Origin of the sequence: Roseibium sp. SCP14 (assembly GCF_040329475.1) — a bacterium.
Classification (GTDB): Bacteria; Pseudomonadota; Alphaproteobacteria; order Rhizobiales; family Stappiaceae; genus Roseibium.
Genome location: NZ_JBDZYH010000001.1, coordinates 252,954 through 279,297, shown reverse-complemented (window position 1 = coordinate 279,297; position 26,344 = coordinate 252,954). Strand labels below are relative to the sequence as shown.

Here is a 26,344-nt window from a genome sequence, read left to right as displayed (position 1 = left end):
CAGATGTTCAGGATTCAAGGGGCTGCGCCAATGCCTGGCGTCAGTTGTTGTCGGACGTCAGCTGCTCAAGGCCCTGACGTTCGGAATCGCTGTATGTCGGCTCTTCTGCCGGCGCGCTGGCGTTGCTGCCACCTGTAAGGTTGTTGTTGCGGATCCTGTCGAGAATGGCCTTTTCCGGATCTTCCGGAAGCACTGCAACCAGCCGCTCGCCTATTGATAGCAGGATTGGCCTGGATTTGGCATTCAAAACCCATTGAGGTTGCTGTTCCGGCTGAACAAACCAGTTGAAGAACATCATCGCCACAACGACCAGAAGCAAACCGCGCACTGCGCCGAAGACGAAACCAAGCGTCCGATCGAGCGCCCCGATCCGGCTGTCCAGCACGAAATCGGAAATTCTCATGGTAATGTAGCTGACGATGACCAGGGTGACCAGAAAAACGGCTGCGGCCGAAGCGCCCACGGCGACAAGGTCGTGAGAGATATATTGCTTTGCGTATGGAAGTACGCGCTCATAGAGCAAGAAGGCCGCGGCGGCAGCGGCAACCCAGGAGACGATGGAAAGAACTTCCCGGACAAACCCTCGGATCATTGCAAGGATTGCCGAAATGAACATGATGGCCAAGAGCAGTCCGTCCAGCAACGTAATCGGCATGTTCTTGAAAAATCCTCTGTCTGGCGCCCAAAAGCGCTGAAATCTTTAGTTCGAACCCAGGCGCATCTTGCTTCAAGCACCCACTGAAGCACCAGCCTGCGCCGAGAGTTTGGCAACAAAGTCCCCAAGTTCCGGCAATCCGGTGGCTTTGAATGTCGATGCGGTACCGTCCTTGAGGTTTCCTTCCGGACAATATGCCTGATCGAAACCAAGTTTCTCCGCCTCTTTCAACCTGGACTGGGCTTGAGCCACTGGCCTAATGGCCCCGGACAGGCTGACCTCGCCGAAATAGACGCAATTTGCCGGAAGGGCAAGTCCGCTGAGCGAGGAGATCAAGGCCGCTGATACCGCAAGGTCGGCTCCAGGTTCGTTGATCTTCAGTCCGCCTGCCACATTCAGGTAAACATCATGCTGCGAGAAGCGCACTCCGCAACGTGCCTCCAGCACGGCGAGGATCATAGACAGGCGTGCGCTGTCCCAGCCGATCACGGCCCTGCGCGGTGTGCCAAGCGTGGATTGAGCGACAAGGGCCTGAATTTCAATGAGCAGAGGGCGGGAGCCCTCAAGGCCTGCAAACACAGCGGCCCCTGGCGCCGATGTCGTCCTGTCGCCGAGGAAGAGGGCGGAGGGGTTGGAGACCTCCACAAGCCCCTTGCCGGTCATCTCGAAGACGCCGATCTCGTCGGTGGCGCCGAAACGGTTCTTGACCGAACGCAGGATTCGATACTGGTGAGCGCCGTCGCCTTCAAAGTAAAGCACGGCATCCACCATGTGCTCGACCACGCGTGGTCCGGCAATCTGGCCGTCCTTGGTCACGTGGCCGACAAGCACGAGCGTGGTGCCGTTCTTCTTGGCATAGCGCACCATGGCCTGCGCGGAGGCGCGTACCTGCGTGACGGTTCCGGGAGGCGAATCCGCCTGGTCGGTCCAGAGCGTCTGGACCGAATCCAGGATCAGCATGGCCGGAGCCTTGTCCGCTTCCAGGGTCGCCAGAATGTCTTCCACGCTCGTCTCCGCAGCAAGGGCAACGGGAGCGTCTGCCAGTCCGAGCCTTTCGGCGCGCAAACGAACCTGACCAATGGCTTCCTCGCCCGAAATGTAGACGGTCTTGTGGCCGAGATGGGCAAGCTGCGCGGCGGCCTGAATGAGTAGCGTCGATTTGCCGATGCCGGGATCACCGCCGACAAGAAGGGCAGAGCCGCGCACGAAACCGCCACCTGTAACACGGTCGAGTTCGGCAACATTGGTCTGGATGCGGGGCGCTTCCTTGGTGTCGCCGGAAAGCCCGACGAGAGGAACGACACGGCCCTTGCTGCGGCTCGCGCGGCCTGGGCCTCCGCCTATGCCGCCGCCGGTCTGTTCTTCAACGATCGTATTCCACTCGCCGCAGGACTCGCACCGTCCCACCCATTTGGCTGTGATTGCGCCACAAGACTGGCAGACAAATGAAGTGGACCGCCGCGCCATGGAATGCTGCTCCGATCAGGTAAGAGGGCCGTAGACGCGTTCGAAGCGCCGGCCGAGACTTGTCAGATACTCGTAGTCGATGGTTTCCGCATAAGCCGCAATATCCGCGGCTGCAACATTCGGTCCCAACATTTCCACAAACGCGCCGCGTTGAAGCAGTTCTTCGGGTACATCCGTGACGTCCAGCGTGATCATGTCCATCGATATTCGCCCGAGTATCGGAACCTTGTGACCTTCGATGATGCCGAAACCGCCCAAGCGCTCGTCGGTCGCGCTGGCCCGTCGCAAAAGCCCGTCTGCGTATCCGGCCGCCACCACTGCATTCTTCAGCGGCTTCCGTGCGGTCTGTCTTGCGCCGTATCCGATTGTGTCGCCCTCCGGAACATCGCGCACGATCATGATGCGGGCTTCGACCTTGGCAACGGGTTTCATCGGATTGGAAGCGGTCTCAATCGCCTGTCCGCCGTAAAGCGCGATGCCCGGCCTCACCAGGTCAAAATGGTATTCCGACCCCATTAACACACCCGCTGAATTGGCAAGCGATCTTGGAATTTCGGAATGGGGAGCCGTGAGTTTTGTGAACAGGTCCAACTGTTGCCGGTTCATCGGATGGTCAGGTGTCGACCCGCAGGCAAGGTGGCTCATGATCAGGGAGGGCCTGAACGGTCCCAGGAGGTCCGGATTGTTCATCGCGGCAGCAAACTCCGCCGGTGACAGCCCGAGCCGGTGGATGCCGGTATCGACATGAACGGCGGCATCGTGGGACTTGCCGGCTGACTTGCAGATCTCTGCCCATTCAAGAAGTTCTTCCAGAGAACCAAGGACAGGGCGGATTTCGTTGTTGATGAAATGGTCGGCCGTTCCGGGAAACAATCCATCGAGCGCGTAGATAGCAGCCTGAGGAAGCGTCTTGCGAAGCTCGAGCGCTTCGGTTGGAACGGCAACAAAAAACGTTTTGCAGCCCGCATCGAAGAGGGCCTGTCCTGCTTTCTCTTGACCTGTCCCGTAGGCATCCGCCTTGAGTGCCGCCGCACATTCCGTGCCCGTGCCCAGCTTATTGTTCAGAAACGCCCAATTGTCCGCAATCGCGTCAAGGTCGATGGTCAGACGTCCACCGTACAGATCTGATGGGTGGGGATTTCTAAACGACGACGACACGATCAGTGTGATGCTCCGGTCTGAAACGCATTTTCCTGGATTCGATGCGGAGCTTATCGCATCGGACCTGGCCTCTGCCAATCCCGAGTATGAACGTGGCCGCGACCATTGAGGGACGCAGCCGGTTTGTGACTGTATATTGCGGGCGGCGCTGTTTGGATAGCCGAAAAACTACTCGTACCGTTCCGGCAGGTGATCGTCCTCGGCCAGATCGGAAAAGCGGGTGTATTGGCCTTCGAAGTGAAGGTTGGCGGTACCTGTCGGACCGTGGCGCTGCTTGGCGATGATCACTTCTGCCTTGCCCTTTGCAGCTTCGTGTTTTGCTTCCCAGGCCGCATACTCTGGTGATCCGATTTCAGGCTCGGTTTTGGAAAGATAGTATTCTTCGCGGTAAACGAACAGGATCACGTCGGCATCCTGCTCGATAGAACCGGATTCACGAAGGTCCGACATCATCGGGCGCTTGTCGTCACGAGATTCCACCTGACGCGAAAGCTGTGACAAGGCGATGATCGGAACCATGAGTTCTTTCGCGAGTGCTTTCAAGCCGGTCGTAATCTCGGTGATTTCCTGCACGCGGTTGCCGGAATTCTTGGCTGAGCCGGACAGCAGCTGAATATAGTCGACCACCAGAAGGTCAAGACCGCGCTGGCGTTTCAGGCGGCGGGCCTTGGCAACGAGAGACGCAATGGAAATACCACCCGTCTGATCCACATGGAGTGGTGTCGACTGCATGAGCTGCGCGCAAGCGGCAAGTTTTTCAAATTCGGCTTCGGAAATATCGCCTCGACGGATCTTGGAAGAGGAAATCTCCGCCTGCTCGGAAATAATACGCGTTGCCAGCTGTTCGGCCGACATTTCCAGTGAGAAGAAGCCGACGACGCCGCCATTGGTTGTCTTGAGAGAGCCGTCCGGCTGTTCTTCCGCCTTGTAGGCTTGAGCAATGTTGTAGGCGATGTTTGTGGCAAGTGACGTCTTGCCCATCGCCGGTCGGCCCGCGAGAACGATCAAGTCTGAATGCTGCAGACCGCCCATCAGTCGGTCTAGATCGCGCAGACCTGTTGAAATACCGGACAGGGCGCCTTCGCGGTTCCACGCAGCGTGCGCCATCTCGATTGTTTCGCTCAAGGCATCGCCGAAGGAGACGAAGCCACCTTCGCTCCGGCCGGTTTCGGCCAGTTCGAACAGGCGGCGTTCCGCATCGTCGATCTGCTGAGTCGGCGGCACGTCGATCGGCGCGTCGAAGGCGATGTTGACCATGTCTTCGCCGATACGGATCAGATTGCGGCGAATGGCAAGGTCATAAATCGTGCGGCCATAGTCCTCGGCGTTGATAATCGACGCCGCGTCACCGGCCAGGCGCAGCAGGAACTGCGTCGCTGAAAGGTCGGCGATCTTGGCATCGGCCGGGTAAAAGGTCTTCAATGTGATCGGTGACGCGGTTTTGCCGGCCCGGATCAGGTGGCTGATCTTCTCGTAGATGTCCTGATGCGGCGGAACGAAAAAATGATGTGGCTCGAGAAAGTCGGAAACCCGGTAGAACGTCTCGTTGTTCACCAGAATCGCGCCCAGAAGCTGCCGTTCAGCCTCCGCATTATGCGGAGCCAGGCGCTGGACGTCTTCTTCCGTTTCGACCTTCTGCAAAGTGCCCTTCATATCTTCCCCCGATGACCCAAGTTCATTCGGAATACTCCCAGTTGAGGGAGGGCTCAAGGATCAAACTGGGCAGAAATCGATTCCCACCGACATTCACAGATCAGCGGGGAAAGAATCGAATCCCGCTTGACTCAAAAGCCGTTTGGAGACTCAGGGAGATAGCTCTTAGTTATTGAAAACAAATATTTTTTCGTAAAGATTAATGGATGGTTAATGATTTAGTAAGCTGAATCAAGGCCTTGCCGCAAGCTCTGAACGCTCCGGTTGAAGCCATCATCGAAAGTCGGAAAGGAAGAAGCCGGCAAAAGAAAAACGGCGCTGCAAGCAGCGCCGTTCGAATCGAGCGGTTGAAGAGGTTGAAGCTCTTAGGCTTCTTCTTCAGCCGGAGCTTCTTCGGAAGCTTCAGCACCTTCTTCGGTGCCTTCTTCTTCGCCTTCAGCTTCTTCGTCTTCTTCAAATTCGAAGACGTCCTGTTCCGGAGTAGTGAGGTCTTCACCAGCTGCCTGACGGACTGCTTCGTCTTCAGAACGAGCAACGTTGACAGAGATGGAAACTTCGACTTCCGGATGCAGCTGGATGAGAACGCTGTGCAGGCCGATCGTCTTGATCGGAGTGCGCAGTTCAACCTGGCTGCGGGCAACAGTGAAGCCTGCTTCCGTCAGACCTTCTGCGATGTCGCGGGTGGAAACGGAACCGTAGAGCTGACCGGTTTCGCCAGCAGAGCGGATCATGACCAGCGCTTCGCCGTCCAGCTTGGATGCGACAGCTTCAGCTTCACTCTTACGCTCCAGGTTGCGTGCCTCGAGCTGAGCGCGTTCACGCTCGAAACGCTCCAGGTTCGCCTTGTTGGCACGCAGCGCCTTGCCTTGCGGCAGCAGGAAGTTACGGGCATAGCCGTCACGTACTTTGACGGTGTCGCCCATCTGGCCGAGTCTGGCGATACGCTCAAGAAGGATAACTTGCATTTTATTTCTCCTACTGTCCCACCTCTTGGTGGTTAGAGACCGTATGTCCGCGGTCCCAATACGGATCTCCCGGGCGGACCCGGGAGAAGGGCTCTCTTGAAGAGAGTCGCTTAGCTGATCACGAACGGCAGCAGGCCGAGCAGACGGGCACGCTTGATTGCGCGGGCCAGCTCACGCTGCTTCTTCGCGGAAACCGCGGTGATGCGGCTCGGTACGATCTTGCCGCGCTCGGAGATGTAGCGCTGCAGCAGACGGATGTCCTTGTAATCGATCTTCGGTGCGTTGGAACCGGAGAACGGGCAGGTCTTCCGGCGACGGAAGAACGGACGACGGCTCGGAAGCTGTGCAATATCAACCATTATTCTTACTCCCCTTCAGCCCGGCGCGGAGGACGGCCGCCACCCGGGCGTTCGCCACGTCCACCGCCACGGCGGTCGTCACGGTCACGCTTCTGCATCATTGCGGACTGCTCTTCGTCCAGCTCGTCAACGCGGAAGGTCATGAAGCGCAGAACGTCTTCGTTCAGGCCCATCTGACGCTCCATCTCGGCAACAGCTGCATGCGGTGCGTCGATGTTCATCAGTGTGTAGTGAGCCTTACGGTTCTTCTTGATGCGGTATGCAAGGGTACGAAGTCCCCAGCTTTCCACTTTGCCGACAGTACCACCAGCGCCTTCGATGAGGCCCTTGAACTGTTCGACGAGTTGTTCGACCTGCTGGGTCGAAACGTCCTGGCGTGCCAGGAATACGTGCTCGTAAAGAGGCATGGAAACAAGCCTTTCTTCGGGTTAACAACACGGGCGCCGGCGCAAAGCCTCCTCGTAACCCCGGAAAGGCACGAGAAATCTAACGAGAGCGGGAACACGGGAAGTCGGATCCTTTTGAATTGATCCTGGCAAATGCCCTTCCGTTCAGCCCCCGGCCAAATCCCGGATGAAGCGCGCTCTATACTCTGATTTTGTGAAAATGCAAGGACAAAGCCGCAGTCCCAGACGGATTTTTCACGGAAAAACGATCGGACGACGATATAAAGAGCCATGATGTGCCGCAGTTCAGCTGGCCGGGCAGGTCGGCGGTTAAAGCAGCTTTGGTGATCCGGCGCCACCGGGAAATCTTCGAAAAGAGGCTCATTTTTCAAAATGATTGACTGCTGGGCCTTGACAGTACGGTCAAAGGCGTATCATAGCCTCGCGCCAAGTTCGATCTTCAGTCCCGGTCAGGGCCTGAAACACCGCTTTCTCTAAAAGTCGTAGGCCAGCCGCTGATGCGTGCGGCCCGCGCACGTGTCACGGAGGCGTTTTCCAGATGACTATAGCTTTCACATTCCCGGGTCAGGGGAGCCAGAGCGTTGGGATGGGCAAGGTCCTTGCCGAGACTTTCCCCGAAGCAAAGGCTGTCTTCGATGAAGTGGATGAGGCTCTGGGGCAAAAGCTTTCCGACGTGATGTGGAACGGCCCGGAAGATGATCTGACGCTGACGGCAAATGCCCAGCCGGCGCTGATGGCTGTCAGCCTTGCAACCATGCGCGTGCTGGAAGCAAAGGGGCTGGACCTAAAGTCGAGCGCATCCTTTGTCGCCGGACACTCGCTTGGCGAATATTCTGCGCTGGCGGCGGCCGGTAGTCTGAAAATCGAGACCGCTGCCCGTCTCCTTCGGGTGCGTGGCGACGCCATGCAAAATGCGGTGCCGGTCGGGCAGGGAGCGATGGCTGCACTTCTCGGGCTCGACTTCGACGTTGCTGTCGAAATCGCCAGGGAAGCTTCTCAGGGCGAAGTCTGCCAGGCCGCAAATGACAATGCCCCGGGGCAGGTGGTCGTCTCCGGGCATCTTGCCGCTGTTGAGCGGGCAGTCGAAATCGCCAAGGCAAAGGGCGCGCGCCGCGCGGTCATGCTGCCGGTCAGCGCACCGTTCCATTGTTCTCTTATGGCGCCCGCCGCTGATGCCATGGCAGAGGCTCTGGCAAGCGCAGAGATCAACGAGCCGGTCGTTCCGCTTGTTGCCAACGTCCTGGCTGCGCCAATCACTGATCCGGCCGAAATTCGCGATCGTCTCGTTGAACAGGTAACTGGAACCGTGCGATGGCGCGAAAGCATCACCTGGCTTGCAGGAAATGGCGTTGACACCTTTGTCGAGGTCGGGACCGGCAAGGTCCTCACGGGCATGGTCAAGCGGATCAGCAGGGAATCCGCCGGTCTGGCAGTGAATACGCCAGAAGACATCGATGCTCTTCTTGAAAAGATTTCCGGATAACGCACCTTATTGCCAGCAATTGATCATGGCCTTGGAAAAAGGCCGAAAATAACGAGGGAAGGACCCCAAATGTTCAGCTTGGAAGGGAAAAACGCACTCGTCACCGGCGCGACCGGCGGCATCGGCGAGGCTATTGCCCGTGCATTGCATGCGCAGGGCGCGACGGTATCTCTGTCCGGCACGCGGGCCGAAAAGCTGGAAGCGCTTGCTGCGGATCTCGGCGAGCGGGCATTTGTCACTCCTGCAAACCTTTCCGACCGAGAGGCAGTCAACGCGCTGCTTCCGGCCGCAGAAGAAAAAATGGGATCGGTCGATATTCTGGTGAACAACGCCGGCATCACTCGCGACAACATCTTCATGCGTATGAAGGATGAAGAATGGGACCAGGTGCTCGAGGTCAACCTGACATCGGGCTTCCACCTCTGCCGCGCAGCGATCAAGGGCATGATGAAGCGGCGCTCCGGCCGTATCATCGGCATTACGTCCGTTGTCGGTGTTACGGGTAATCCGGGCCAGGTCAATTATGCCGCGGCCAAGGCTGGTATGATCGGCATGTACAAGTCGCTTGCGAGGGAAGTTGCCAGCCGCAACATCACGGTCAACACAATCGCGCCGGGTTTCATTGAAACGGCGATGACCGATGCGCTGAATGACAAGCAAAAAGAATCAATTTTGACGAGCGTTCCGGCGGGCCGCTTGGGCACTTCTGCCGAGATCGCTTCCGCCGCGCTTTATCTTGCAAGCGACGAAGCTGCGTACGTGACGGGGCAGACTCTGCACGTCAACGGCGGCATGGCTATGATTTAAAAGAGAGTTTCGCCGAGTAGGCGAAAAGAATCCGGGCTGTTGTGATGCGGTCTGGACCGGCTGGTAATGGTCAACAAAGTGTGTTACCAACCCGCCGATTGTTACGAATTGTGCAGCCGGGCCCGATTGTCAGGCTGGGGTGCACGACGACATCTTGAAGACAGCGATTTCGCGCCGCCGCTTGTTAGCAATCCGGTCTGGGGCAGTTTCGCGAGATGAATAGACGAAAACTAAGGAAGTGAAAGATGAGCGATATCGCGGATCGGGTAAAGAAAATCGTCGTTGAACACCTCGGTGTCGATGCTGAGAAGGTTGTGGAAGGCGCAAGCTTCATTGACGATCTGGGTGCAGACAGCCTCGACACCGTTGAGCTGGTCATGGCATTTGAAGAAGAATTCGGCGTAGAAATCCCGGATACCGCAGCTGAAACCATCCTGACTGTTGGCGATGCTGTTAAGTTCCTGGAAGCCAACAAGTAAGGTCGGTCACGTCCTTATCTGAGTTTTTTGATGTTCGGGCCGGCGGGGCGGTTTCCCCGCCAGGCCCTTCAAACGTAAGTGCGGGTGTATGAGGCGAGTTGTCGTAACTGGGCTAGGCATGGTGTCACCACTTGGTGGTAGCGCCGATGTCTCTTGGAAGAAGATCCTCGAAGGAAAGAGCGGGGCCAACAAGGTCACGAATTTCAAAGTTGACGATCTGGCCTGCCAGATCGCCTGTCAGATCCCGCGCGATTCCGCCGAAGAAGGAGCGTTCAATCCGGACGACTGGATGGACGTGAAAGAGCAGCGCAAGGTCGATGATTTCATCGTCTATGCGATGGCCGCTGCCGATCAGGCGATGGCCGATTCCGGCTACAAGGCGGAAACTTACGAGCAGCAGACCCGTTCGGGCGTGCTGATCGGTTCGGGGATCGGTGGTCTCCAGGGCATCGAACAGGGCGCACATCTGCTGGCCGAAAAAGGCCCGCGGCGTATCAGCCCGTTCTTTATTCCCGGGCGTCTGATCAACCTGGCCGGTGGTTACGTTTCGATCCGTCATGGATTGAAGGGACCGAACCACGCCGTAGTGACGGCATGTTCCACGGGTGCCCATGCCATTGGCGATGCCTCCCGGCTGATTGCATTCGGCGATGCCGATGTCATGGTTGCTGGTGGGGCTGAATCTCCCGTGTGCCGTCTTGCCCTTGCAGGTTTTGCCGCCTGCCGCGCATTGTCCACAGGATTTAACGATGCGCCGGAAAGAGGCTCGCGTCCCTACGACGAAGCTCGCGATGGCTTCGTAATGGGCGAGGGCGCCGGTGTTGTTGTCCTTGAAGAATATGAGCATGCGGTTCGCCGTGGTGCCAACATCTACGCTGAAGTCATCGGCTATGGCCTGTCTGGCGATGCATTCCATATAACCGCGCCTTCTTCGGACGGTGACGGAGCTTACCGCTGCATGGAAGCTGCCCTGAAGCGTGCAAACATCACTCCGGCCGATATCGACTACGTCAACGCTCACGGCACTTCGACGCCATTGGGTGACGAGATCGAACTCGGCGCGGTTACAAGACTGGCAGGAGAGCATGCGTCCAAGCTGACGATGTCTTCCACCAAGTCCTCTATCGGCCATCTGCTGGGTGCAGCAGGCGCTGTTGAAGCGATCTTCTCTGTATTGGCAATTCGGGACGGCATGGCGCCGCCGACAATCAACCTCGACAATCCATCCGTCGAGACCGAGATCGACCTGGTTCCGCACAAGCCAAAGAGCATGGACATCAACGTTGCACTGTCCAACTCCTTTGGTTTCGGCGGCACCAACGCGTCGCTCGTCTTCCGCAAAGTTGCCGCATAACCCATTCAAGTTCTCTCAAGCCGGGGACGATTCATTTCCGGCTTGAGACTTTGATTGTGACAACTTGCCCGCTTGAGCCAGGCCATTGATGCCAAGGTTCAATCTTGGAGGTGCGACCCAATATGCGCATTAAGCCCAAAAGCCCGCGTGAAGCCTTGCAGCCGGAGCCGGCGCCTGCACCGCCACAAAGATCCCGCCACGTTCGCAATCCGCTGGTCATCCTGATCAACATGGTCATTACGCTGGCCGTGTTCGGACTGGCAGCGCTCGGCGCAGCCCTTTATTTCGGCAAACAGAAGTTCGAGGAGGCCGGTCCGCTTCAGCAAGAGGCGACCGTAGTCATTTCCTCAGGGGCAGGACTGTCCGGCATCACGGACCGGCTGGCCGGCAAGGGTGTCATAAACGACAGTATGTTCGACGAATGGGTCTTCAATCTGGGCATTCGTTTCTACAAAAATGCCACCAGGCTGAAGGCTGGCGAGTATGCCTTTGCCCCCGGCGTATCCATGCAAGAGATCATGACGGATCTTGTCGAGGGTAAGGCTGTCACGCATTCGGTCACGATTCCGGAAGGCTGGACCACTGCTCAGATCATCGAAAGAGTGCGGGAGCATCCGGTTCTGGTCGGTGAAATCACGGAAGTGCCGGTGGAAGGTGCATTGTTGCCTGAAACCTATACCTTCGCCCGTGGCACCAGCCGCCAGGAAGTTCTGAACCAGATGAAGGGCGCGCAGGAGAAGCTGCTGGCGGAAATCTGGGGACGTCGCACGGAAGGCCTGCCGGTCGGCACACCGGAAGAACTCGTGATCCTGGCATCGATCGTTGAAAAGGAAACTGCGCTTGCCGACGAGCGCCCGCGGGTTGCAGGTGTATTCGTCAACCGGTTGAACAAGAACATGCGCCTCCAGTCGGATCCGACCATACTCTACGGTCTTTATGGCGGCGAAGCCTGGCTGAAGGACCGTTCTGCGATCAAGCAGTCCGAACTCAAGGCCGAGAACAAGTACAACACATATCAGATTGACGGTCTGCCACCCGGGCCGATTGGTAATCCGGGACGAGCGGCGATGGAGGCTGTCGCCAATCCGTCGCGAACTCAGGACCTGTTCTTTGTTGCTGACGGGACCGGCGGTCATATCTTCGCTGAAACATACGAGCAGCATCAGGAAAACGTTCGCAAGTGGCGTCGCATTGAGCGGGAACGCCGCGAAGCGGAGAAAAACCAGGAAGCGAAGCCGACCACATCAAACTGATACACCCGGGACAATCGGCGCGGGTAGATCAGCAAAGTTCCGGAGGGGCAAATGGCACTTGCCAGCATGACAGGATTTGCGCGCGCGTTGGGAGAGGCCGGACCGGTTCGCTGGACCTGGGAACTCAGATCCGTCAACGGCAAGTCGCTGGATCTGAGGATCCGCATTCCCACAGGTCTTGAGACACTTGAACCCAGGATCCGGGAACGTTGCAGCAAGCTTCTACGCCGCGGTAATGTTTCGATCGGCCTCGCCATGCAACGGGATCAGTCTGAACAGCAGCTGCAGGTCAACGAATCCGCGTTGGAAGCAGTTCTGTCGACGATCGACCTTTTGAAGAACCGTGTGCCGGATCTGGCTCCGCCGTCGCTTGATGGCATTCTGGCTCAAAAGGGTGTGTTCGAGCTGAAAGAGCCTGAAGAAGACGAAGAAGTCCAGGCGGCTCTTCACAAAGCACTATTGACATCCCTTGACGGTGCCCTGATCGATCTGGTCGATATGCGTCATACGGAAGGGCAGGCGATTGGAAACGTCGTGCGCGGTCAGATCGACAAGATCGCCGAACTGACTCAGGCCGCAGAAGATCTTCCCGCCCGCAAGCCCGAGGCAATCAAGGCTCGTTTGAAAAAACAGGTCGCGGAGCTCATGGACGCTTCCGACGGGCAACTCGATCCGCAGAGATTGCATCAGGAAGCGGTTTTCCTGGCGACCAAGGCCGATATCCGCGAAGAGCTGGACAGGCTCCACGCGCATGTGGCTGCTGTCCGCGAACTGATGGACACCGGCGGAGCTATTGGCCGGCGTCTGGACTTCCTGGCTCAGGAGTTCAACAGGGAAGCAAATACCTTGTGCTCGAAATCCAATGACGTGGATCTGACGGCAATCGGGCTGGACTTGAAGGCCGTTATCGATCAAATGCGTGAGCAGATACAAAATCTGGAGTAAGCCACAATGACCGACGCGCCTTCGGGAGCTCCTACCGGCACCACCGTCAGTGCAGATCAGGCCGAACAGCAACGGCGCGGGCTGATGCTTGTGTTGTCGTCGCCGTCAGGCGCCGGCAAGTCAACAATTGCGCGGCTTCTTCTGGACCAGGAAGAGAACCTGGCGCTGTCGATTTCCGTTACCACCCGTCAGCGTCGCTCCAGTGAAGTGGACGGAGTTCACTATCATTTCCTCGATGCCAAGCGCTTCGAACAGATGCGAGAGCATGACGAACTGCTTGAATGGGCCGAAGTGCATGGCAATTACTACGCAACGCCGCGCGGTCCGGTTGAAGATGCTATCGAAAACGGACGGGACATCCTGTTCGACATTGATATTCAGGGCACGTTCCAGCTCTACGAGAAGATGCGCTCCGATGTGGTCTCCATCTTCATTCTGCCGCCATCGATTGCCGAGATGAAATCGCGTTTGAACCGGCGTGCAGAAGACGCCGATGAAGTCATTGCCAAGCGCATGAAAACCGCGGTCGGGGAAATGCGGCATTGGTCTGAATATGACTATGTCGTGGTCAATGATGATCTGGAGCGTGCGTACCAGAATGTCCGGGCGATCCTGAAGGCAGAACGTCTGAAACAGTTCCGGTCTCCGAAAATCGGGCCGCTCATTCAGGGCATGGTCGATGATCTGAAGTCCGATCTCGGTGATACCGACTGAAGCTATCGTGGCAATTCGACTTTCCCGGCTTCTTTGTCCAAAGCCGTCATGCATTCAGGCCACCTGCAACACGGCGTGAAGGCTGACACCGTCGGATATCTCCCGGGCAAGTGAAAGAACAGGTGTTGAGCGCGAAGCGGCGCCAATTCTCAAGACATAGGCAAGGTCTGCTGTCGCCGGGAACAGGTCATCAACAATCTGCATTTCTTCGGTCAGGTAACGGCCTGGAAGCAGCGCAACACCGAGGCCTGCGCGCACGGCAGACGCAATTCCGGCAGAACTTGCGCATTGGAGAACCGTTTCAAGACCGGGGGGCGGAACTTCAGCCAGTTCCAATGCCCAGTTCTTGTAAAAACAATCGTCATCATAAGCGAGAAACGGGACGGGAGAGTTGAAGGTCAACTCCGTGTCGGAGCCTTTTACCCAATGCAGGTTGTCGCGGAAAAGTACCGTGTCGGACGGCTGTACCTCATCGGCGAAAAGCTGCATCACGGCAATATCGATCCTGCCTGTATCAAGCTCCTGCTGAAGCACCAGGCTTTGACGGACATTGGTTCGTACCGCCACATCCGGATGCCGGCGCGTAAATCGTCCCAGCATGCGCGACAGATCGCTGCTGGTGATATCTTCCGTCATGCCGAGACGTATTCTGCCTGACAGAGGCATCTTGCTCAGATTGAGCACCGCCTCGTCATGCAACACGCATATGCGACGCGCATAGGTAAGCAACTGTTCGCCATCGTCGGTGAGCAGGGGAGCTCCTGCGCGCCTTGTCAGCAGTTGACAGCCGATATTTGCCTCCAAGCGCTTGATCTTGTGGCTGATGGCAGATTGAGACAGAGACAAGACCTCTGCCGCGCGGGTTACACCGCCCTGATCAGCGACAGTGCACAAGGCACGCAGGGCTTCAACGTCCAATCGTTTCACGCTCATATCCTCAACAACAAGACATGACAACTTTCGATCAATATTTGAAAAATTGCCATTTGTGTCATGTTGTAACAGATGGCATTCAATCGGAAAAGAAGTGCATGGGACATGTGCACCGTGTCTTGAGAGGTCGGTTGAGCTTATGAGCCAAAGCAAGTTGATAACCTTATTTGAAGTGACCGGGTCTGCATTGGCAATCGCCTATGCGCTGTTGATCGCCTCAAACACCGGCAATGAAATCCTTGGTTTCACACTGTTGCTGGCTTCTGCCGGCTTATTTGCGGCCTGGGGTCTTCTGGACAAACGCTGGGCGTTTCTTTCGCTGCAATTTTTCTATGCCGCATCTGCCGTCATCGGCCTCGTTCGCTGGGCCTAGAACTTGCTGCGTCAAGTAATCAGGTTGGAGAAAGCAAAGAAATCTTTGCTCAACGGTGTGTTCCCAAGTGTTTTGAGTAACGTTTGAATGGTAGTGATCGGGGTAAGCAAAATGTTTCGCAGATGAGAGAGAAAGAGCGTGACTAGTAAAGCCTTGAAGTTGTCATTTGGTCTTGTGTTGGCATCTGCAGTTGGAAGCGTCGGCATTGGCAGTTCTATTGCTGCATCGCCATTATTCGGAGAGCTCGCTGCAGCAAAGTCTGTTGCTGATACCGGGCAACATCTGATCGTCATAGCAGCGCCGTCGATTGACGACGCCCGCGAAGATCCCCTCTATCAGGCAATTTTTCAGGACATCGTCGATTTCGACATCGCCTATGCGAATGTGGTCATGGGTCATGACGACGTCCGGATTTTCGTTGATGAAGCAACGCGGCCGTATTTTGAGGGCAAGGTTCCCGATGACATTCTGGTGGAAGCCTATTTGCCTCACATCTGGATGCGGGACTATACGACAATCAATCCCGCTGCTCCGGTTCAATTCCGCTATACACCTGCAACGTTCGAGGATGATCAGAGAGAAGCCGATTTCATGCAGGACGGCTTCAACGCCCTGATGGCTGAACACGGGGTCACATTCCCAAAGACCGACTACCTCCTCGATGGCGGCAATATTGTTGACAATTTTGCCGGGCGAGTTGTCACTACGGATCGGTTTCTGGAGGACAACGACCTGAGCCGTGAGGAAGGCAAGGCAGTTCTGAAAAAGCTGCTGAATGCCAAGGAAGTGGCCATTCTGCCGCCGGACGAGGAAATCATGGCGCACAGCGACGGCATGGTCATGTTTGCCGAAGAAGACACGATTATCGTCAATTACTATGACGAGCCGATGCGCAGCATGGTTCTGGAAGAGCTGGAAGCAGCGTTTCCAGGGATCAGGATTGTCGAAGTGGAAACCGCCTGGGATCTCGATGACGAGGGCAGCGCATGCGGGGTCAATGTCAACGCAACCGTCACGGCCAACAACATTTATATGCCGCATTTTGGCGATACCGCCAGCGACGCCGCCCTTGCGGTCATTCGCGCCAATACAAGCAAGGCGGTCTTTCCAGTTCCAGCCAAAAAAGTGTGCAAGTTGGGTGGTTCAGTCCGATGCCTGACCTGGCAATTGGAAGGTATCACGGCACTGAACCTCTTCGGCAATTAGGGCCCGCTACAAATCGATCTGCGATAAAGCAGGGTCGGTCTCAAAACCATGTCGATCGAGGTCCAACCCAGCGGCGTGCCGAGATGGAGAACGCTCTCAACAAGGGCGTTTGTTGCGCAATTGGCCGGGTCCGGCTTCAGGGTAATCGCAGGATTTGTCCGTCGGCATAGCGCTTTTTGTAAATTCCGGCAATCCGATCCTTGATCTGTGAAAGACGGGGATGGTGCCGAAGCCGTTCGTGAAAACTGAGCCAGGACTGGTTCGTCGCCAATGGCGCTTTCGAAAGGCGGATCAGGCCTTCGCTGTCACCGATCCAGTCCGGCAGAACGCCTATCGCCTGTCCGGTTTTTAGCAGCCCAAGAAGGGAAACCGAGCTGTTGACTGCATATTTGCATGGTTGACCTTGCAGAATTTCTGCCAACAGCTGTGAGGACTTCAACCGGGCGCGGGTTCCGCAGTATCCGGCCCAGGTCTGGCTCGGCCAGCTGGACAGATCGCTCCCGCAAGGCTCTTTCTGTCCGCAGATCACACGGCATTACCTTGCTGGATGCTCCGGGATCTCGGTTTGGATGACCCTGAACATGGTAGGTCGCGGCCAGGAGAAACGGAAAGAGAGAAGGAGAGCCGGCGGAAAGTCAGTTTCCTTAAAAGGCGTCGGCAGATTTGAATGTTGTCGCCAACCCAACGAAACCGGCGACATCGATTTCTTCGGCGCGTGCTGTCGGCTTAATCCCGGCTTGAGCGATAAGATCTTCAGCGTTTGGAGACAGTGTCTTGAGGCTGGCACGCAGCATCTTGCGGCGCTGGCCGAATGCGGCTGCGGTCACTCTTTCCAATGCCTTCAGATCGCAGGGAAGGGGATTGTCGTTCGGTGTCAGATGAACAACTGCGGAGGTTACCTTCGGCGGTGGGGTAAAGGCCTTCGGACTGATATCGAACAAGATGCCACCCTTGCACCGCCAGCCTGCCAGAACTCCCAAACGACCATAAGCCTTGGATCCTTGCTCCGCGGTAATCCGTTCTCCAACTTCCTTCTGGAACATCAACGTCAATGACGACCAGAAAGGTGGCCATTCCGGCGTTGTGATCCAGTTGAGCAAGAGTTGGGTTCCCACATTGTAAGGAAGATTTGCCGCAATTCTAACCTTGTCGCCGCCTGTCAACGCGACGGGATCGAGTTTCAAAGCATCGCCTTCGATGACTTCCAGCCGCCCTGGATAGTGGGCCGAGATTTCTTGAAGTGCCGGCAGGCAGCGATTGTCCTTTTCGATTGCCACCACCTTTTTCGCACCGGCGGCAAGAAGCGCTCTGGTCAAGCCGCCAGGACCCGGCCCGATTTCGAGCACGGTGCAATCTTCCAGACTGCCTGCAGACCGGGCGATGCGTGAAGTCAGATTAAGGTCCAGGAGAAAGTTCTGCCCCAATGACTTCTTGGCATTCAGGCCGTGCGTTGCGATCACTTCTCGCAAAGGGGGCAAGGTGTCGATTTGTGCCATTTGAAGTAAAACCGCGATTAGAACTGGTCTGGATTGGCCAGCGCGTATGCCATGCGAATTGCCGCTGCGAAACTGTCGATGCGGACTTCTCCCGTTCCCGCAAGGCTGTAGGCGGTTCCATGGTCTGGTGAGGTTCGAACAAAGGGAAGGCCCAAAGTCACATTCACGCTGTCGTCAAAACCGATCGTCTTGGCAGGAACCAGAACCTGGTCATGGTACATGCCGATAACACAGTCGTATTGTGTTCTTGCTGGCGGATGAAACAACGTGTCGGCCGGATGCGGACCGGTCGCGGCAATGCCCATCTCGGTCAGCCGCTTGATTGCCGGGGCGATGATATCCCTGTCCTCGGTTCCCATCGTGCCGTTTTCACCGGCATGCGGATTGAGACCGCACAAGGCCAGCCTTGGATTGCTGTAACCGAACCGGTTCTTGAGATCCGTCGCGGTAATTTCAGCTGTTTCCACAATTAGGTCTTCGGTTAACGCCTGCGGTACATCCTTGAGTGGAATATGAATAGTCGTCGGTACAACCATCAATTCCGGTCCGGCAATCATCATGACAGGTCTGGATGTTTTCTGCGGCCAATGCTTGCCTGCAAGGTTACCCAGAAACTCCGTGTGTCCTGGAAAGCTGAACCCGGTTTTGTAGAGAGCAGCCTTGTTGATCGGGTTGGTCACCAGACCGCCCGCAGCACCTTTGGCAACATCCTCGACACAGGCTTCGATCGAGGCGACGACGGACTGGGCAGTGTCCGGATGTTCTTCGCCGGGGCGGTCCTCGAGAGCAGGACCGGTCTGCACCACAGGCAGGGCCTTGGAGAATTGTCCACTCGCATCTTCGGGAGAGGAAGCCTCGACACGTGGGTTCAGCCTGAGTCTAGCTGCACGTTCCACAAGAAGATGCTGGTCGCCTCGAACATAGAAAGGCGGCAGGCCAAGCGACTTTCGATTGGACCAGGCAAGCAGCGCAAGGTCGGGACCGATGCCAGCAGGCTCCCCCATGCTGACGGCGATCGGAGTTCGAGCGGCCCCCATGACGGCTCAACGATAAATGATGGTTGCGCGCCGGCGGATATCCATCAGATAACGGCGAGACTGGCTTTCACCTTCTTTCGCCCTCAGCTCGTTTTCCAACTCTGTGCGCACGGCGATATCGGAAGCGATTTCCCGCTTGCCACAAATGGCGATCATTTCATAGCCGACTTCGGTCGCCGATGGTTTTGTCAGCTTGCCCGCTCCGAGAGACTGAATCTCATCGCGCATATTGCCCGGCAATTCGGTTTCAAGGCGGCGACCGATCGGACGAACCACCACTTCACTGTACTGCCCGAGGACATTGCCCATGTTTTCGCAGCCATTGAAGGTGGAGCGGATCTTGTTGCTTTCCTGCTTGCGCTTGGATTTGAAACCGCCAGAAGAGTTTTTCGGAACGACGACGATGATGCGCTTCAGGTCGTATTCGACGGATTTCTGCCGGTCGGCCTCATCAGTCTTCTGCAGGGCAGCGATAATGTCGGATTCATTGACTTCAATCCGCCCGCTGAAACGGCGGCGAAGCACCTGGTTCCAGGCAAGTTGTGCTTTCAGGCGCGACTTCAGGGTTTCCGGTTTTACGCCTCCGCTGCGCAGTGCCTTTGACAGCTGCGACGGCGACATTTTCACGTTACGTGCAATGTTGTTGTAGGCGCTGTCGACTTCCGACTGGCTGACCTCTACACCGACACGCTCAGCCTCAGCGAGTTTGATCTGATCATCAATCAACTCTTCTTCCGCCTGGCGCTTGGCAGCAGCGCCGGACTTGCGCTGTGTCATCGTGATCAGCCGCGAGCGCTGACTGATGTCGTAATCGGTGATCGGAGTGTCGTTGACGATGACCTTGATCGCAGCATTCGCCGGTGTTGAAAACGGCGCAGCCACGATTAAGGCAAGGCCAAGGAATATCGAAACGAAACGAAGTCGCATTGAATAACCATCCGTGCTGGCCCGAGGCCGAACCGAAGTTTAGTTTTGTTGTGCCATGATGTTTCGCATATCACGGCAGCAAATTCAAAGTTTCAAAGGCATGTTGCCCGAATTCATGGCGGTATGATGACTTGAAGCAAGCCTCATGAGCACAAAAACTTGATTTAGTTCAGAACACCACTCGAGACCTGGGTATTGCCGATGGTTCTCAGGCCGATTCGGAAATAGAGAGTGCGATTGACACTGTCGCCGTCATTCCGGCTCCGGTCTTCAGCATAGGAGACCGACAATGAGAAGCCTTCGTCATCGTAGCCGATGCCAACACCGTCCTGAACGAGGTTGTGGTTCTCCAGGTCGTAACGCATGGAACCGAAAACACGCCAGTTTTCTTCAAGTCTCAAACTTGCCGACCCGAGAAGTTCTTCGCGTGGTGCATCGATACCAACATCAGGCTGAGCGTTCAGAAATGCATAGGCGAGGGACGACACAACAGGCCCGTAAATTGCGCTTGCCTGCGCTTGGACGCGGTTAAAGGAAAAGTCGTCCTTGTCGAACCGTGCCTGTGCCCCGACCTTCACGCCATACTGCGTGTCCAGGTAAAGGCTGCCGACATAGTCGGAAAGATCCGAAGCCAAGCCCGAATCCTGCGTAGCGCCGAGAATATCGGGAACGGCATAGGAATTCTCTCCGGCCAAGTGGTAGGACCTGCCGAACAATCCGCTCAGGTAATAGCCGCTGTCGAGCTGTAGCTTGTAGTTCAGGCCGAGATTGAGACGCGTGCCGCCTTCAACGCGGTCGAACCCGGAAAACTTGTCATAATCGAACAGTGTTGTTGTGTCGAACACGATGCTCTGTGCGTCATCGTTGGGCAGTTCGCCGATCCGTTGCTCGTCCGGGCGGGCTACAATCTGCGCGACCGGCTCAAGAATCTGGTTGCCGCCATCGAATGTTGCGATGAAGGGATAACGGTATTCCATACCGACGGCCGGCATTGCCCTGCCGACGAAACTCTCGCCTGACAATGCGGTTACATCGGCATCGGGAGAGGCAAGGAAGAACAAGTCACCGCGCATGTAAGCAAATGGCGTGAACGACTGACCCAGCGGATCGATGAATGTCCGGCGCCAGTTCCCTTTCAGCGAGAGGCGTGAGAACGTTCCATCCACGCCGCGGAACCTTGCAGTCGAGCCGCCATTAATCGAAAACGCGTCTGTTTCGTCCCGGGTGAGGGAGGTAAAATTCGCCGTAAGAGCAAGTTCACCAGCCAGAACAGGATCGGCAAATACGTAATCATAGTCGATGACAGGCAATACGAGAGGTTGCTTGTCTTGCAGCGAGCTGCCGACCGGCGAAAATCCGTCAGCGTTGAACTGACTGTCGGTGTAGTCTTCCTGCGAAAGCTGGTAGGCGTAAGCCTTCACAGACAAGGCGTTACGATCAGTTTTTCCTTCCAGGTAGATTTCGGAAGTCTCACCATTGTCACCGAAGCTGGCGAATGAATAATCACCGAAAAACTGACGGTCGCTCTTGTAGGTGACATTCCAACCCAGCGTCCAGTCTCTTGCAAGGCTCAAGGAACCTGTCGAATTGATCGCTCCACGCCAGCGTTCATCCGCCCGGGACGTCGTAAACTGGCTCGGCTGTGCCTGGAAAAGACCCGCAGCGGATACTGTAACCTGACCGGGTGCGAACCGGTGACGGTACTGAACATCGCCAAACAAGCCCTGCTTGGTCAGTGGCGTCAGAGCGGTCGTCAGATCGTAATGCGGATTGAGCGCCCAATAATAAGGAACAGTGACCCCATATCCGAGCTTGTCATTCACGAGACCGCTTGGAATGAGAAAGCCTGACTTCCGCTTAATTGTCGGGTCCGGCATGCTCAGATAGGGCAGGTAGGCGATCGGCTTCCCGTAGACCTCGAAAGAGGCATTCTCAAACCGGATGATCTTTTCCTGCTGGTTGTGAATGATCTTCTCGGCACGGACACGCCAGAGCGGCGGCCTGTTCGGAGGAATAGTCGGTTTCGTGTAAACCGTGTAGATGCCGTTTTCGATGCTTGTGACGTTGTTGCCTTCACGCCGGGCTTCTTCAGCCAGGAAACGCGTGCGTTTCGTCGTATCGATCTGGAGCGCTCTGGCAAAACCTTCGGAAAAGTCTTCCGAGAGCGTCATTTCCGATGTGCGGGCCACATTTCCGTCCGCTTCGATCAAGATGACGTTGCCGCGAGCGGTCAGCTGACCACTTTTGCGGTCGAAGACTATTTCGTGAGCCTGAACTGTGTTGCCGTCGTAGTAAACCTGAACATTGCCGGTCGCAACGATCAGGTCATTATCGAAGTCATAAGTGATCTCGTTGGACTCAAGCAACAGGTTTGCGTTCGGATCCACTCCGGCAGCAAGGTCGCTCGTCAGGTCTTGCGCTACCGCCAGCGAGGTAGCGTCATGGCAAAGGGAGACCGCGATGGCAAAAACGCTTGCCGCCGCCAGTAGCTTGCCCTTATTGGCCCAAATCTCTGTGTTCAGGGAAACCGGAAAAGACATAGCCCTTAACCGTCTTCCTGATGCAAGAGAATTGTCAAACCCATGAGTACTCCAAAAATTCCAGGGGCCCACGCAGCCACCAAGGGGGGGACGATACCCGCGCCTCCAAAGTCCTTGGCAAGCTCGGTTAGAACGTAAAGCACGAACCCGGACAGGATTCCACCCAGAATCATACTTCCCAATCCGCCAAACCTCGAAACTTTAAGGGAAACTGCCGCTGCAATCAAAATCATCGCGACCAAAAGAAGCGGTCGCGCGAGCAGAGTCTGATACTGCAAATTGTACCGATACGCAGGCAATCCGGCGTTTCTCGCCAATTCGATGAACCGCGGCAGGTTCCAGAATGAAATTGATTCGGGTGAGCCGATGCTTTCGCGAACTTCGGTCGCGGTCAAAAAAGTGCTTACCTGATATCGGCCATAAGGTTGTGGATCTTGTTCCGTCGTATAGACGATCGCATCGTCCAGATACCAGATTTCATCTCCAAGGGTCGCCTCTGCCGCCTCGATGCGTTCACGGAACGTACCGTCCTTGTCGAAAGTGAAAACCGTCACGCCGAGAAGGCGGGTGCCGCCGTCGAGCAGCTGTTTGGCCAGCAACACAGATTCACCATCAAGCCCGTCCTGACGCACCCAAACGTCATTGGAAGCTTGCAGAAGAAAACTCTGCTCCGTTCCGAAGAGACCGGAGGCGACTTCGTCCGACTTGTGCTGAAACCAGACGGCTGCCGGATTGTAGACCGTGATAGACAGAACCCCGAGCACAAGTCCGACAACGATGGCTGGCATTGAAAACTGCCAGACGGAAATGCCCGAGGCCCGGGTAACAACCAGTTCCAGCGCCCGGCTCAGGGTAACGAATGCTGCTATCGAACCGAACAAAACCGTGAAAGGGATCACCTGTTCAAGAAGTAGCGGTACTCGCAGCGCAGAAATCAACGCGACGCGAAGTACCGAAAACCCTTCACGATCGCCACCACGCCGTACGAGTTCAAGTACGTCAAACAGATAGATAAGCACCGCGGCAAACAGGAAGAGGCCGAGGATTGCCTTCAGAAATCTGCCGGAAAAATAGAGTGACAGCGTACGTCCGAGGATCATGAAACTCCTCCGGCACGCCTGTTGTTCAACCAGTTGCCAACCGCTTCAATGCGGTCTTGAAGAGACAGCTGAAGTTCGCTCATCCACTTCGGTTGCTCGCCGCCCTGTTCACGGAAGATCGAAACAAGGGCAAGTACGGAACCGAGGATCGGAACTGCATAAAGCAGAACCAGAATTGCAGTGACACCTCCCGAAATTGCGGTCACGCCAAAACCACTCGTTCTCAAGAGGACGCAGGCGCCGATTGCCCCGACAACCGCGAGGCCGCGCCCCTGACGGGTCGTCCGTGCCTTGCCGAGAAACGCAAAGACGATTAGTCCGAATGCAATACAGTAAAGTGGCTGACTGAAGCGCTCATGCAGTTCCGCGGTCAACTTGTCCGGATTCTTGAGAGCATAGGCATCATTGCGGCCGGGTGACATCAAGTTGGCGGTTGTTCTCTCGCTCGCCTTGAACACCGGTTCGCCCGCTTCCGGAATAAGATTGGACAGATCGAAGGCATACGACTGGAAGCGGACGATCGAGATGTCACCTTCCTGTTTCGGACGACGCTGGATCGTGCCGTTCTGCATGACAAGGAGTGTACGGTCCGCCGCCTCGACGATCTGCCCGGTATCGGCCTGATAGGTAAAGGCCGTCTCTTCATCACGAGTGTCATGAAGGAGCAAACCGTCAAGCGTGCCTTTACCGGACCTGTTCCTGATGTGAAACGTCAGGCCGTTTTCAACGTTAATGAAGCGCCCGGGTTTGACAATGTTGGCAACAAGGTCGGCTCGGACACGAGTAATTTCGGTTCTCAATTGGGCCAGGCCCATGGGGGCGAAATAAAGTGACATGCTGCCGGTGAGAATCATAACGATAACAGAAAACAGCATGACCGGCTTGAGAACAAGAAAGCGGGAGCCACCGCTGGCATCGATCACGATCAGTTCGCTGTCGCCGGACAGGGAATTCAAAACCAGGATCAGCGCGATCATCAGCGCGAACGGCGCTACGATTACGATCAGAAAGGGCAGGGCAAGCATGGTGATGCCGATGAATTGGACAATCGTTTGCCCTTTCGACGTCACAAGGTCGAGCTGACGAAGCGCCTGGGTTGCCCAAACGACGCCTGTCATAGCTGCAATCGTAAGGGTGAATGCATAGGCGGTCCGGCGAATTATATAACGTTCGAGCGTTTTCATGGCTGTGCCGGAAAGAGACCCTTACAATTAGACGAAAATTCAGCCCAGGACCGAATAACACGTAATGTGGTGAATGGCCCATGAATAAGAATGGTTAATATACATTAATTTTCGCCTCTCTTGCCGAAAAGCTGTTGAAACCCCATGATTTGGCGGCAAATAGGCATGCCTAGAGATGTGCGGCCTCTCCGCTCAACCGTCTGCTTAAAAAATTTGGAAACCGACAAGGACCGAAGAATGACAAAACTTGCGAAAATTTCCTTTTCAAAAGCCGAGGCCCCGAAAGGAGGCGTGGCCGTAATTCTGGCCGGTGAGGACCTCAACCTGGGAACGATTGCCAATGAATTTGCGTCGGGGCTTGAGGGGGGCTTGAAACGGGCCGCTGACATCGCGGGATTTTCCGGCAAGAAGAAAACCAGTCTGGACCTCGTGGCTCCTGCCGGATTGACGGTTGATAGACTAATCGTATTTGGACTGGGCAAATCGGAAGACCTCACCCAGGACGATTGGCGGGCCTTTGGTGGTGCTGTCTTCGCCGAATTGCAGAAGGCGAAGACAGATGCGGCGGCGGTTCTTCTTGAAGCTCCGGAAGGAACGGAGTTGCCGGAGGCTGCAACGGCTGAATTTGCCATGGGGGCCAAGCTGCGGGCTTATGCCTTTGACAATTACAAGACAAAGCCAAAAGACGACGCAAATTCAAAGGACCTGAAACTGACCTTGAAGGTTGCCGATCCAAAGGCAGCAAGGAAGGCCTGGACCGTGTCGGAAGCTGTGGCTGATGGCGTGATCGTGGCCCGAAACCTCGTGAACGAACCTGCCAACGTTCTGGGCCCTGTGGAGTTTGCCAAAAAGGCGCAGGAGCTGGAGAAGCTCGGTGTGGAAGTTGAAGTCCTCGGCGAGAAGGAAATGAAAAAACTGAAAATGGCGGCCTTGCTCGGCGTGGCTCAAGGATCGGTACGCCCGCCGCGTTTGGCCGTCATGCGCTGGAACGGTGGCAAGAAAGGGGCTGCCCCGGTCGCACTGGTCGGCAAGGGCGTTGTCTTTGACACCGGCGGCATTTCCATCAAACCGGCCGCGGGAATGGAAGAAATGAAAGGCGACATGGGTGGTGCTGCTGCGGTTGTTGGTGCCATGCACGCCATTGCAGGCAGGAAGGCCAAGGCCAACGTCGTTGGTGTGATCGGTCTGGTCGAAAACATGCCGGACGGCAACGCACAGCGGCCGGGTGATATCGTCACAGCCATGTCCGGAACGACGATCGAGATCCTCAACACCGATGCCGAAGGCCGTCTCGTTCTGGCAGATGCGCTTTGGTACACGCAGGAAAAGTACAAGCCCGCCATCATGATTGACCTTGCGACCTTGACCGGTGCGGTGTTGATCGCGCTGGGTAACCTCAATGCCGGTCTCTTTTCGAACAATGACGAGCTTGCCGAAAATCTGCTGGCTTCAGCCAAGTCGAGCGGAGAACCGCTTTGGCGTCTGCCTCTGTCCAAGGAGTATGACAAGATCATCGACACGCCCAATGCAGATGTGAAAAACACCGGTGGTCGCTGGGCCGGCTCCATCACGGCCGCCCAGTTCCTTCAGCGTTTTGCCAACGATGTGCCGTGGGCGCATCTGGATATTGCCGGAACCGCATTCGGCGCGCCGAAAGACGATATTTGCCAGAGTTGGGCATCGGGTTACGGTGTTCGTCTGCTCAACCAGCTTGTTGCCGATCACTACGAAGCTTGATGGGGCGCTGCCGCCGGGAAGCTAAAGAAAAAAAGAAAAACCCGCCAGATTGGCGGGTTTTTTTTGAATTCTGTCCGGATTTCTCAGCAGGTTTTGTAAGCCTGACAGG

At 56.2% G+C, this 26,344-nt stretch carries 25 protein-coding genes; 10 read left to right on the top strand and 15 right to left on the bottom strand.

What is annotated here, in order from left to right; translation table 11 throughout:
- Positions 1 to 40: 40 nt before the first annotated feature.
- From ABLQ08_RS01300 to rpsF, 7 genes are all read right to left on the bottom strand, one after another.
- Positions 41 to 655 (bottom strand): CvpA family protein, encoded by a 615-nt coding sequence (locus tag ABLQ08_RS01300; protein WP_352938557.1) that lies wholly within the window; start codon positions 653 to 655, stop codon positions 41 to 43.
- Positions 656 to 727: 72 nt separating this feature from the next.
- Complete coding sequence (gene radA, locus ABLQ08_RS01295; protein WP_352938554.1) at positions 728 to 2,122, bottom strand: DNA repair protein RadA; 1,395 nt, start codon at positions 2,120 to 2,122, stop codon at positions 728 to 730.
- A gap of 15 nt (positions 2,123 to 2,137) precedes the next feature.
- Positions 2,138 to 3,280, bottom strand: coding sequence for an alanine racemase (gene alr, locus ABLQ08_RS01290; RefSeq protein WP_352938551.1), 1,143 nt, complete (start codon positions 3,278 to 3,280; stop codon positions 2,138 to 2,140).
- Between the two features lie 171 nt (positions 3,281 to 3,451).
- On the bottom strand, positions 3,452 to 4,936 hold the full coding sequence (locus ABLQ08_RS01285; protein WP_352938549.1) for a replicative DNA helicase: 1,485 nt from the start codon (positions 4,934 to 4,936) through the stop codon (positions 3,452 to 3,454).
- 365 nt (positions 4,937 to 5,301) lie between these two features.
- Complete coding sequence (gene rplI / locus ABLQ08_RS01280) at positions 5,302 to 5,901, bottom strand: 50S ribosomal protein L9 (protein WP_352938546.1); 600 nt, start codon at positions 5,899 to 5,901, stop codon at positions 5,302 to 5,304.
- A 110-nt stretch (positions 5,902 to 6,011) separates the two neighbouring features.
- The gene (gene rpsR, locus ABLQ08_RS01275) at positions 6,012 to 6,260 is read right to left on the bottom strand and encodes a 30S ribosomal protein S18 (protein WP_029066450.1); all 249 of its coding nucleotides are present in this window, start codon (positions 6,258 to 6,260) and stop codon (positions 6,012 to 6,014) included.
- A 5-nt stretch (positions 6,261 to 6,265) separates the two neighbouring features.
- Entirely contained in the window at positions 6,266 to 6,667 is a 402-nt protein-coding gene (gene rpsF, locus ABLQ08_RS01270) for a 30S ribosomal protein S6 (protein WP_352938541.1), read from the bottom strand.
- A gap of 538 nt (positions 6,668 to 7,205) precedes the next feature.
- Between rpsF and fabD the strand changes: the two genes are divergently transcribed.
- The 7 genes from fabD to gmk all read left to right on the top strand — a co-directional run bounded on the left by fabD (position 7,206) and on the right by gmk (position 13,702).
- Positions 7,206 to 8,150 carry an ACP S-malonyltransferase gene (gene fabD, locus ABLQ08_RS01265; protein WP_352938538.1) on the top strand — a complete coding sequence of 315 codons (945 nt, stop codon included), beginning with the start codon at positions 7,206 to 7,208 and terminating at the stop codon, positions 8,148 to 8,150.
- A gap of 69 nt (positions 8,151 to 8,219) precedes the next feature.
- On the top strand, positions 8,220 to 8,957 hold the full coding sequence (gene fabG, locus ABLQ08_RS01260) for a 3-oxoacyl-[acyl-carrier-protein] reductase (protein ID WP_352938535.1): 738 nt from the start codon (positions 8,220 to 8,222) through the stop codon (positions 8,955 to 8,957).
- Between the two features lie 245 nt (positions 8,958 to 9,202).
- A complete protein-coding gene (locus ABLQ08_RS01255) occupies positions 9,203 to 9,436 on the top strand; it encodes an acyl carrier protein (RefSeq protein WP_008194310.1) in 234 nt (77 codons plus the stop codon).
- An 88-nt stretch (positions 9,437 to 9,524) separates the two neighbouring features.
- Positions 9,525 to 10,790 carry a beta-ketoacyl-ACP synthase II gene (fabF, locus tag ABLQ08_RS01250; protein WP_352938531.1) on the top strand — a complete coding sequence of 422 codons (1,266 nt, stop codon included), beginning with the start codon at positions 9,525 to 9,527 and terminating at the stop codon, positions 10,788 to 10,790.
- 122 nt (positions 10,791 to 10,912) lie between these two features.
- A complete protein-coding gene (gene mltG / locus ABLQ08_RS01245) occupies positions 10,913 to 12,043 on the top strand; it encodes an endolytic transglycosylase MltG (RefSeq protein WP_352938528.1) in 1,131 nt (376 codons plus the stop codon).
- 51 nt (positions 12,044 to 12,094) lie between these two features.
- Positions 12,095 to 12,988, top strand: coding sequence for a YicC/YloC family endoribonuclease (locus tag ABLQ08_RS01240; RefSeq protein WP_352938525.1), 894 nt, complete (start codon positions 12,095 to 12,097; stop codon positions 12,986 to 12,988).
- 6 nt (positions 12,989 to 12,994) lie between these two features.
- Complete coding sequence (gene gmk, locus ABLQ08_RS01235; protein WP_352938522.1) at positions 12,995 to 13,702, top strand: guanylate kinase; 708 nt, start codon at positions 12,995 to 12,997, stop codon at positions 13,700 to 13,702.
- 54 nt (positions 13,703 to 13,756) lie between these two features.
- Here gmk and ABLQ08_RS01230 read toward each other — a convergent pair whose 3' ends face one another.
- Positions 13,757 to 14,635: a LysR family transcriptional regulator gene (locus tag ABLQ08_RS01230; RefSeq protein WP_352938519.1), complete on the bottom strand. Its 879-nt coding sequence runs from the start codon at positions 14,633 to 14,635 to the stop codon at positions 13,757 to 13,759.
- Between the two features lie 154 nt (positions 14,636 to 14,789).
- Between ABLQ08_RS01230 and ABLQ08_RS01225 the strand changes: the two genes are divergently transcribed.
- Both ABLQ08_RS01225 and ABLQ08_RS01220 read left to right on the top strand, forming a co-directional pair.
- Positions 14,790 to 15,008, top strand: coding sequence for a hypothetical protein (locus ABLQ08_RS01225; protein ID WP_352938516.1), 219 nt, complete (start codon positions 14,790 to 14,792; stop codon positions 15,006 to 15,008).
- Positions 15,009 to 15,146: 138 nt separating this feature from the next.
- Positions 15,147 to 16,214: an agmatine deiminase family protein gene (locus tag ABLQ08_RS01220; RefSeq protein WP_352938513.1), complete on the top strand. Its 1,068-nt coding sequence runs from the start codon at positions 15,147 to 15,149 to the stop codon at positions 16,212 to 16,214.
- Positions 16,215 to 16,350: 136 nt separating this feature from the next.
- On the opposite strand, the gene ABLQ08_RS01215 is transcribed toward ABLQ08_RS01220, so the two are convergent.
- The 7 genes from ABLQ08_RS01215 to lptF form a co-directional block, all read right to left on the bottom strand.
- Entirely contained in the window at positions 16,351 to 16,743 is a 393-nt protein-coding gene (locus ABLQ08_RS01215; protein WP_352938510.1) for a hypothetical protein, read from the bottom strand.
- 115 nt (positions 16,744 to 16,858) lie between these two features.
- Positions 16,859 to 17,710 carry a 16S rRNA (adenine(1518)-N(6)/adenine(1519)-N(6))-dimethyltransferase RsmA gene (gene rsmA / locus ABLQ08_RS01210; protein WP_352938507.1) on the bottom strand — a complete coding sequence of 284 codons (852 nt, stop codon included), beginning with the start codon at positions 17,708 to 17,710 and terminating at the stop codon, positions 16,859 to 16,861.
- Positions 17,711 to 17,727: 17 nt separating this feature from the next.
- Positions 17,728 to 18,747: a 4-hydroxythreonine-4-phosphate dehydrogenase PdxA gene (gene pdxA, locus ABLQ08_RS01205; RefSeq protein ID WP_352938504.1), complete on the bottom strand. Its 1,020-nt coding sequence runs from the start codon at positions 18,745 to 18,747 to the stop codon at positions 17,728 to 17,730.
- A gap of 6 nt (positions 18,748 to 18,753) precedes the next feature.
- On the bottom strand, positions 18,754 to 19,674 hold the full coding sequence (locus ABLQ08_RS01200) for a peptidylprolyl isomerase (RefSeq protein ID WP_352938501.1): 921 nt from the start codon (positions 19,672 to 19,674) through the stop codon (positions 18,754 to 18,756).
- A 164-nt stretch (positions 19,675 to 19,838) separates the two neighbouring features.
- Positions 19,839 to 22,214, bottom strand: a complete 2,376-nt coding sequence (locus ABLQ08_RS01195; protein ID WP_352938498.1) for an LPS-assembly protein LptD — start codon at positions 22,212 to 22,214, stop codon at positions 19,839 to 19,841.
- 5 nt (positions 22,215 to 22,219) lie between these two features.
- Entirely contained in the window at positions 22,220 to 23,314 is a 1,095-nt protein-coding gene (lptG, locus tag ABLQ08_RS01190; protein ID WP_352938495.1) for an LPS export ABC transporter permease LptG, read from the bottom strand.
- Positions 23,311 to 24,498 (bottom strand): LPS export ABC transporter permease LptF, encoded by a 1,188-nt coding sequence (lptF, locus tag ABLQ08_RS01185; RefSeq protein WP_352938492.1) that lies wholly within the window; start codon positions 24,496 to 24,498, stop codon positions 23,311 to 23,313. The genes lptG and lptF overlap by 4 nt, the downstream gene beginning before the upstream one ends.
- 237 nt (positions 24,499 to 24,735) lie before the next feature.
- Between lptF and ABLQ08_RS01180 the strand changes: the two genes are divergently transcribed.
- Positions 24,736 to 26,235 carry a leucyl aminopeptidase gene (locus tag ABLQ08_RS01180; protein ID WP_352938489.1) on the top strand — a complete coding sequence of 500 codons (1,500 nt, stop codon included), beginning with the start codon at positions 24,736 to 24,738 and terminating at the stop codon, positions 26,233 to 26,235.
- Positions 26,236 to 26,344: the final 109 nt, after the last annotated feature.

Bases quoted from the DNA above. Each gene is read 5' to 3' on its own strand.
- ABLQ08_RS01300 (WP_352938557.1), bottom strand. From the start codon at position 655: ATGCCGATTACGTTGCTGGACGGACTGCTCTTGGCCATCATGTTCATT.
- radA (WP_352938554.1), bottom strand. From the start codon at position 2,122: ATGGCGCGGCGGTCCACTTCATTTGTCTGCCAGTCTTGTGGCGCAATC.
- ABLQ08_RS01285 (WP_352938549.1), bottom strand. From the start codon at position 4,936: ATGAAGGGCACTTTGCAGAAGGTCGAAACGGAAGAAGACGTCCAGCGC.
- rplI (WP_352938546.1), bottom strand. From the start codon at position 5,901: ATGCAAGTTATCCTTCTTGAGCGTATCGCCAGACTCGGCCAGATGGGC.
- rpsR (WP_029066450.1), bottom strand. From the start codon at position 6,260: ATGGTTGATATTGCACAGCTTCCGAGCCGTCGTCCGTTCTTCCGTCGC.
- rpsF (WP_352938541.1), bottom strand. From the start codon at position 6,667: ATGCCTCTTTACGAGCACGTATTCCTGGCACGCCAGGACGTTTCGACC.
- fabD (WP_352938538.1), top strand. From the start codon at position 7,206: ATGACTATAGCTTTCACATTCCCGGGTCAGGGGAGCCAGAGCGTTGGG.
- fabG (WP_352938535.1), top strand. From the start codon at position 8,220: ATGTTCAGCTTGGAAGGGAAAAACGCACTCGTCACCGGCGCGACCGGC.
- ABLQ08_RS01255 (WP_008194310.1), top strand. From the start codon at position 9,203: ATGAGCGATATCGCGGATCGGGTAAAGAAAATCGTCGTTGAACACCTC.
- fabF (WP_352938531.1), top strand. From the start codon at position 9,525: ATGAGGCGAGTTGTCGTAACTGGGCTAGGCATGGTGTCACCACTTGGT.
- mltG (WP_352938528.1), top strand. From the start codon at position 10,913: ATGCGCATTAAGCCCAAAAGCCCGCGTGAAGCCTTGCAGCCGGAGCCG.
- ABLQ08_RS01240 (WP_352938525.1), top strand. From the start codon at position 12,095: ATGGCACTTGCCAGCATGACAGGATTTGCGCGCGCGTTGGGAGAGGCC.
- gmk (WP_352938522.1), top strand. From the start codon at position 12,995: ATGACCGACGCGCCTTCGGGAGCTCCTACCGGCACCACCGTCAGTGCA.
- ABLQ08_RS01230 (WP_352938519.1), bottom strand. From the start codon at position 14,635: ATGAGCGTGAAACGATTGGACGTTGAAGCCCTGCGTGCCTTGTGCACT.
- rsmA (WP_352938507.1), bottom strand. From the start codon at position 17,710: ATGGCACAAATCGACACCTTGCCCCCTTTGCGAGAAGTGATCGCAACG.
- pdxA (WP_352938504.1), bottom strand. From the start codon at position 18,747: ATGGGGGCCGCTCGAACTCCGATCGCCGTCAGCATGGGGGAGCCTGCT.
- ABLQ08_RS01200 (WP_352938501.1), bottom strand. From the start codon at position 19,674: ATGCGACTTCGTTTCGTTTCGATATTCCTTGGCCTTGCCTTAATCGTG.
- ABLQ08_RS01195 (WP_352938498.1), bottom strand. From the start codon at position 22,214: ATGTCTTTTCCGGTTTCCCTGAACACAGAGATTTGGGCCAATAAGGGC.
- lptG (WP_352938495.1), bottom strand. From the start codon at position 23,314: ATGATCCTCGGACGTACGCTGTCACTCTATTTTTCCGGCAGATTTCTG.
- lptF (WP_352938492.1), bottom strand. From the start codon at position 24,498: ATGAAAACGCTCGAACGTTATATAATTCGCCGGACCGCCTATGCATTC.
- ABLQ08_RS01180 (WP_352938489.1), top strand. From the start codon at position 24,736: ATGACAAAACTTGCGAAAATTTCCTTTTCAAAAGCCGAGGCCCCGAAA.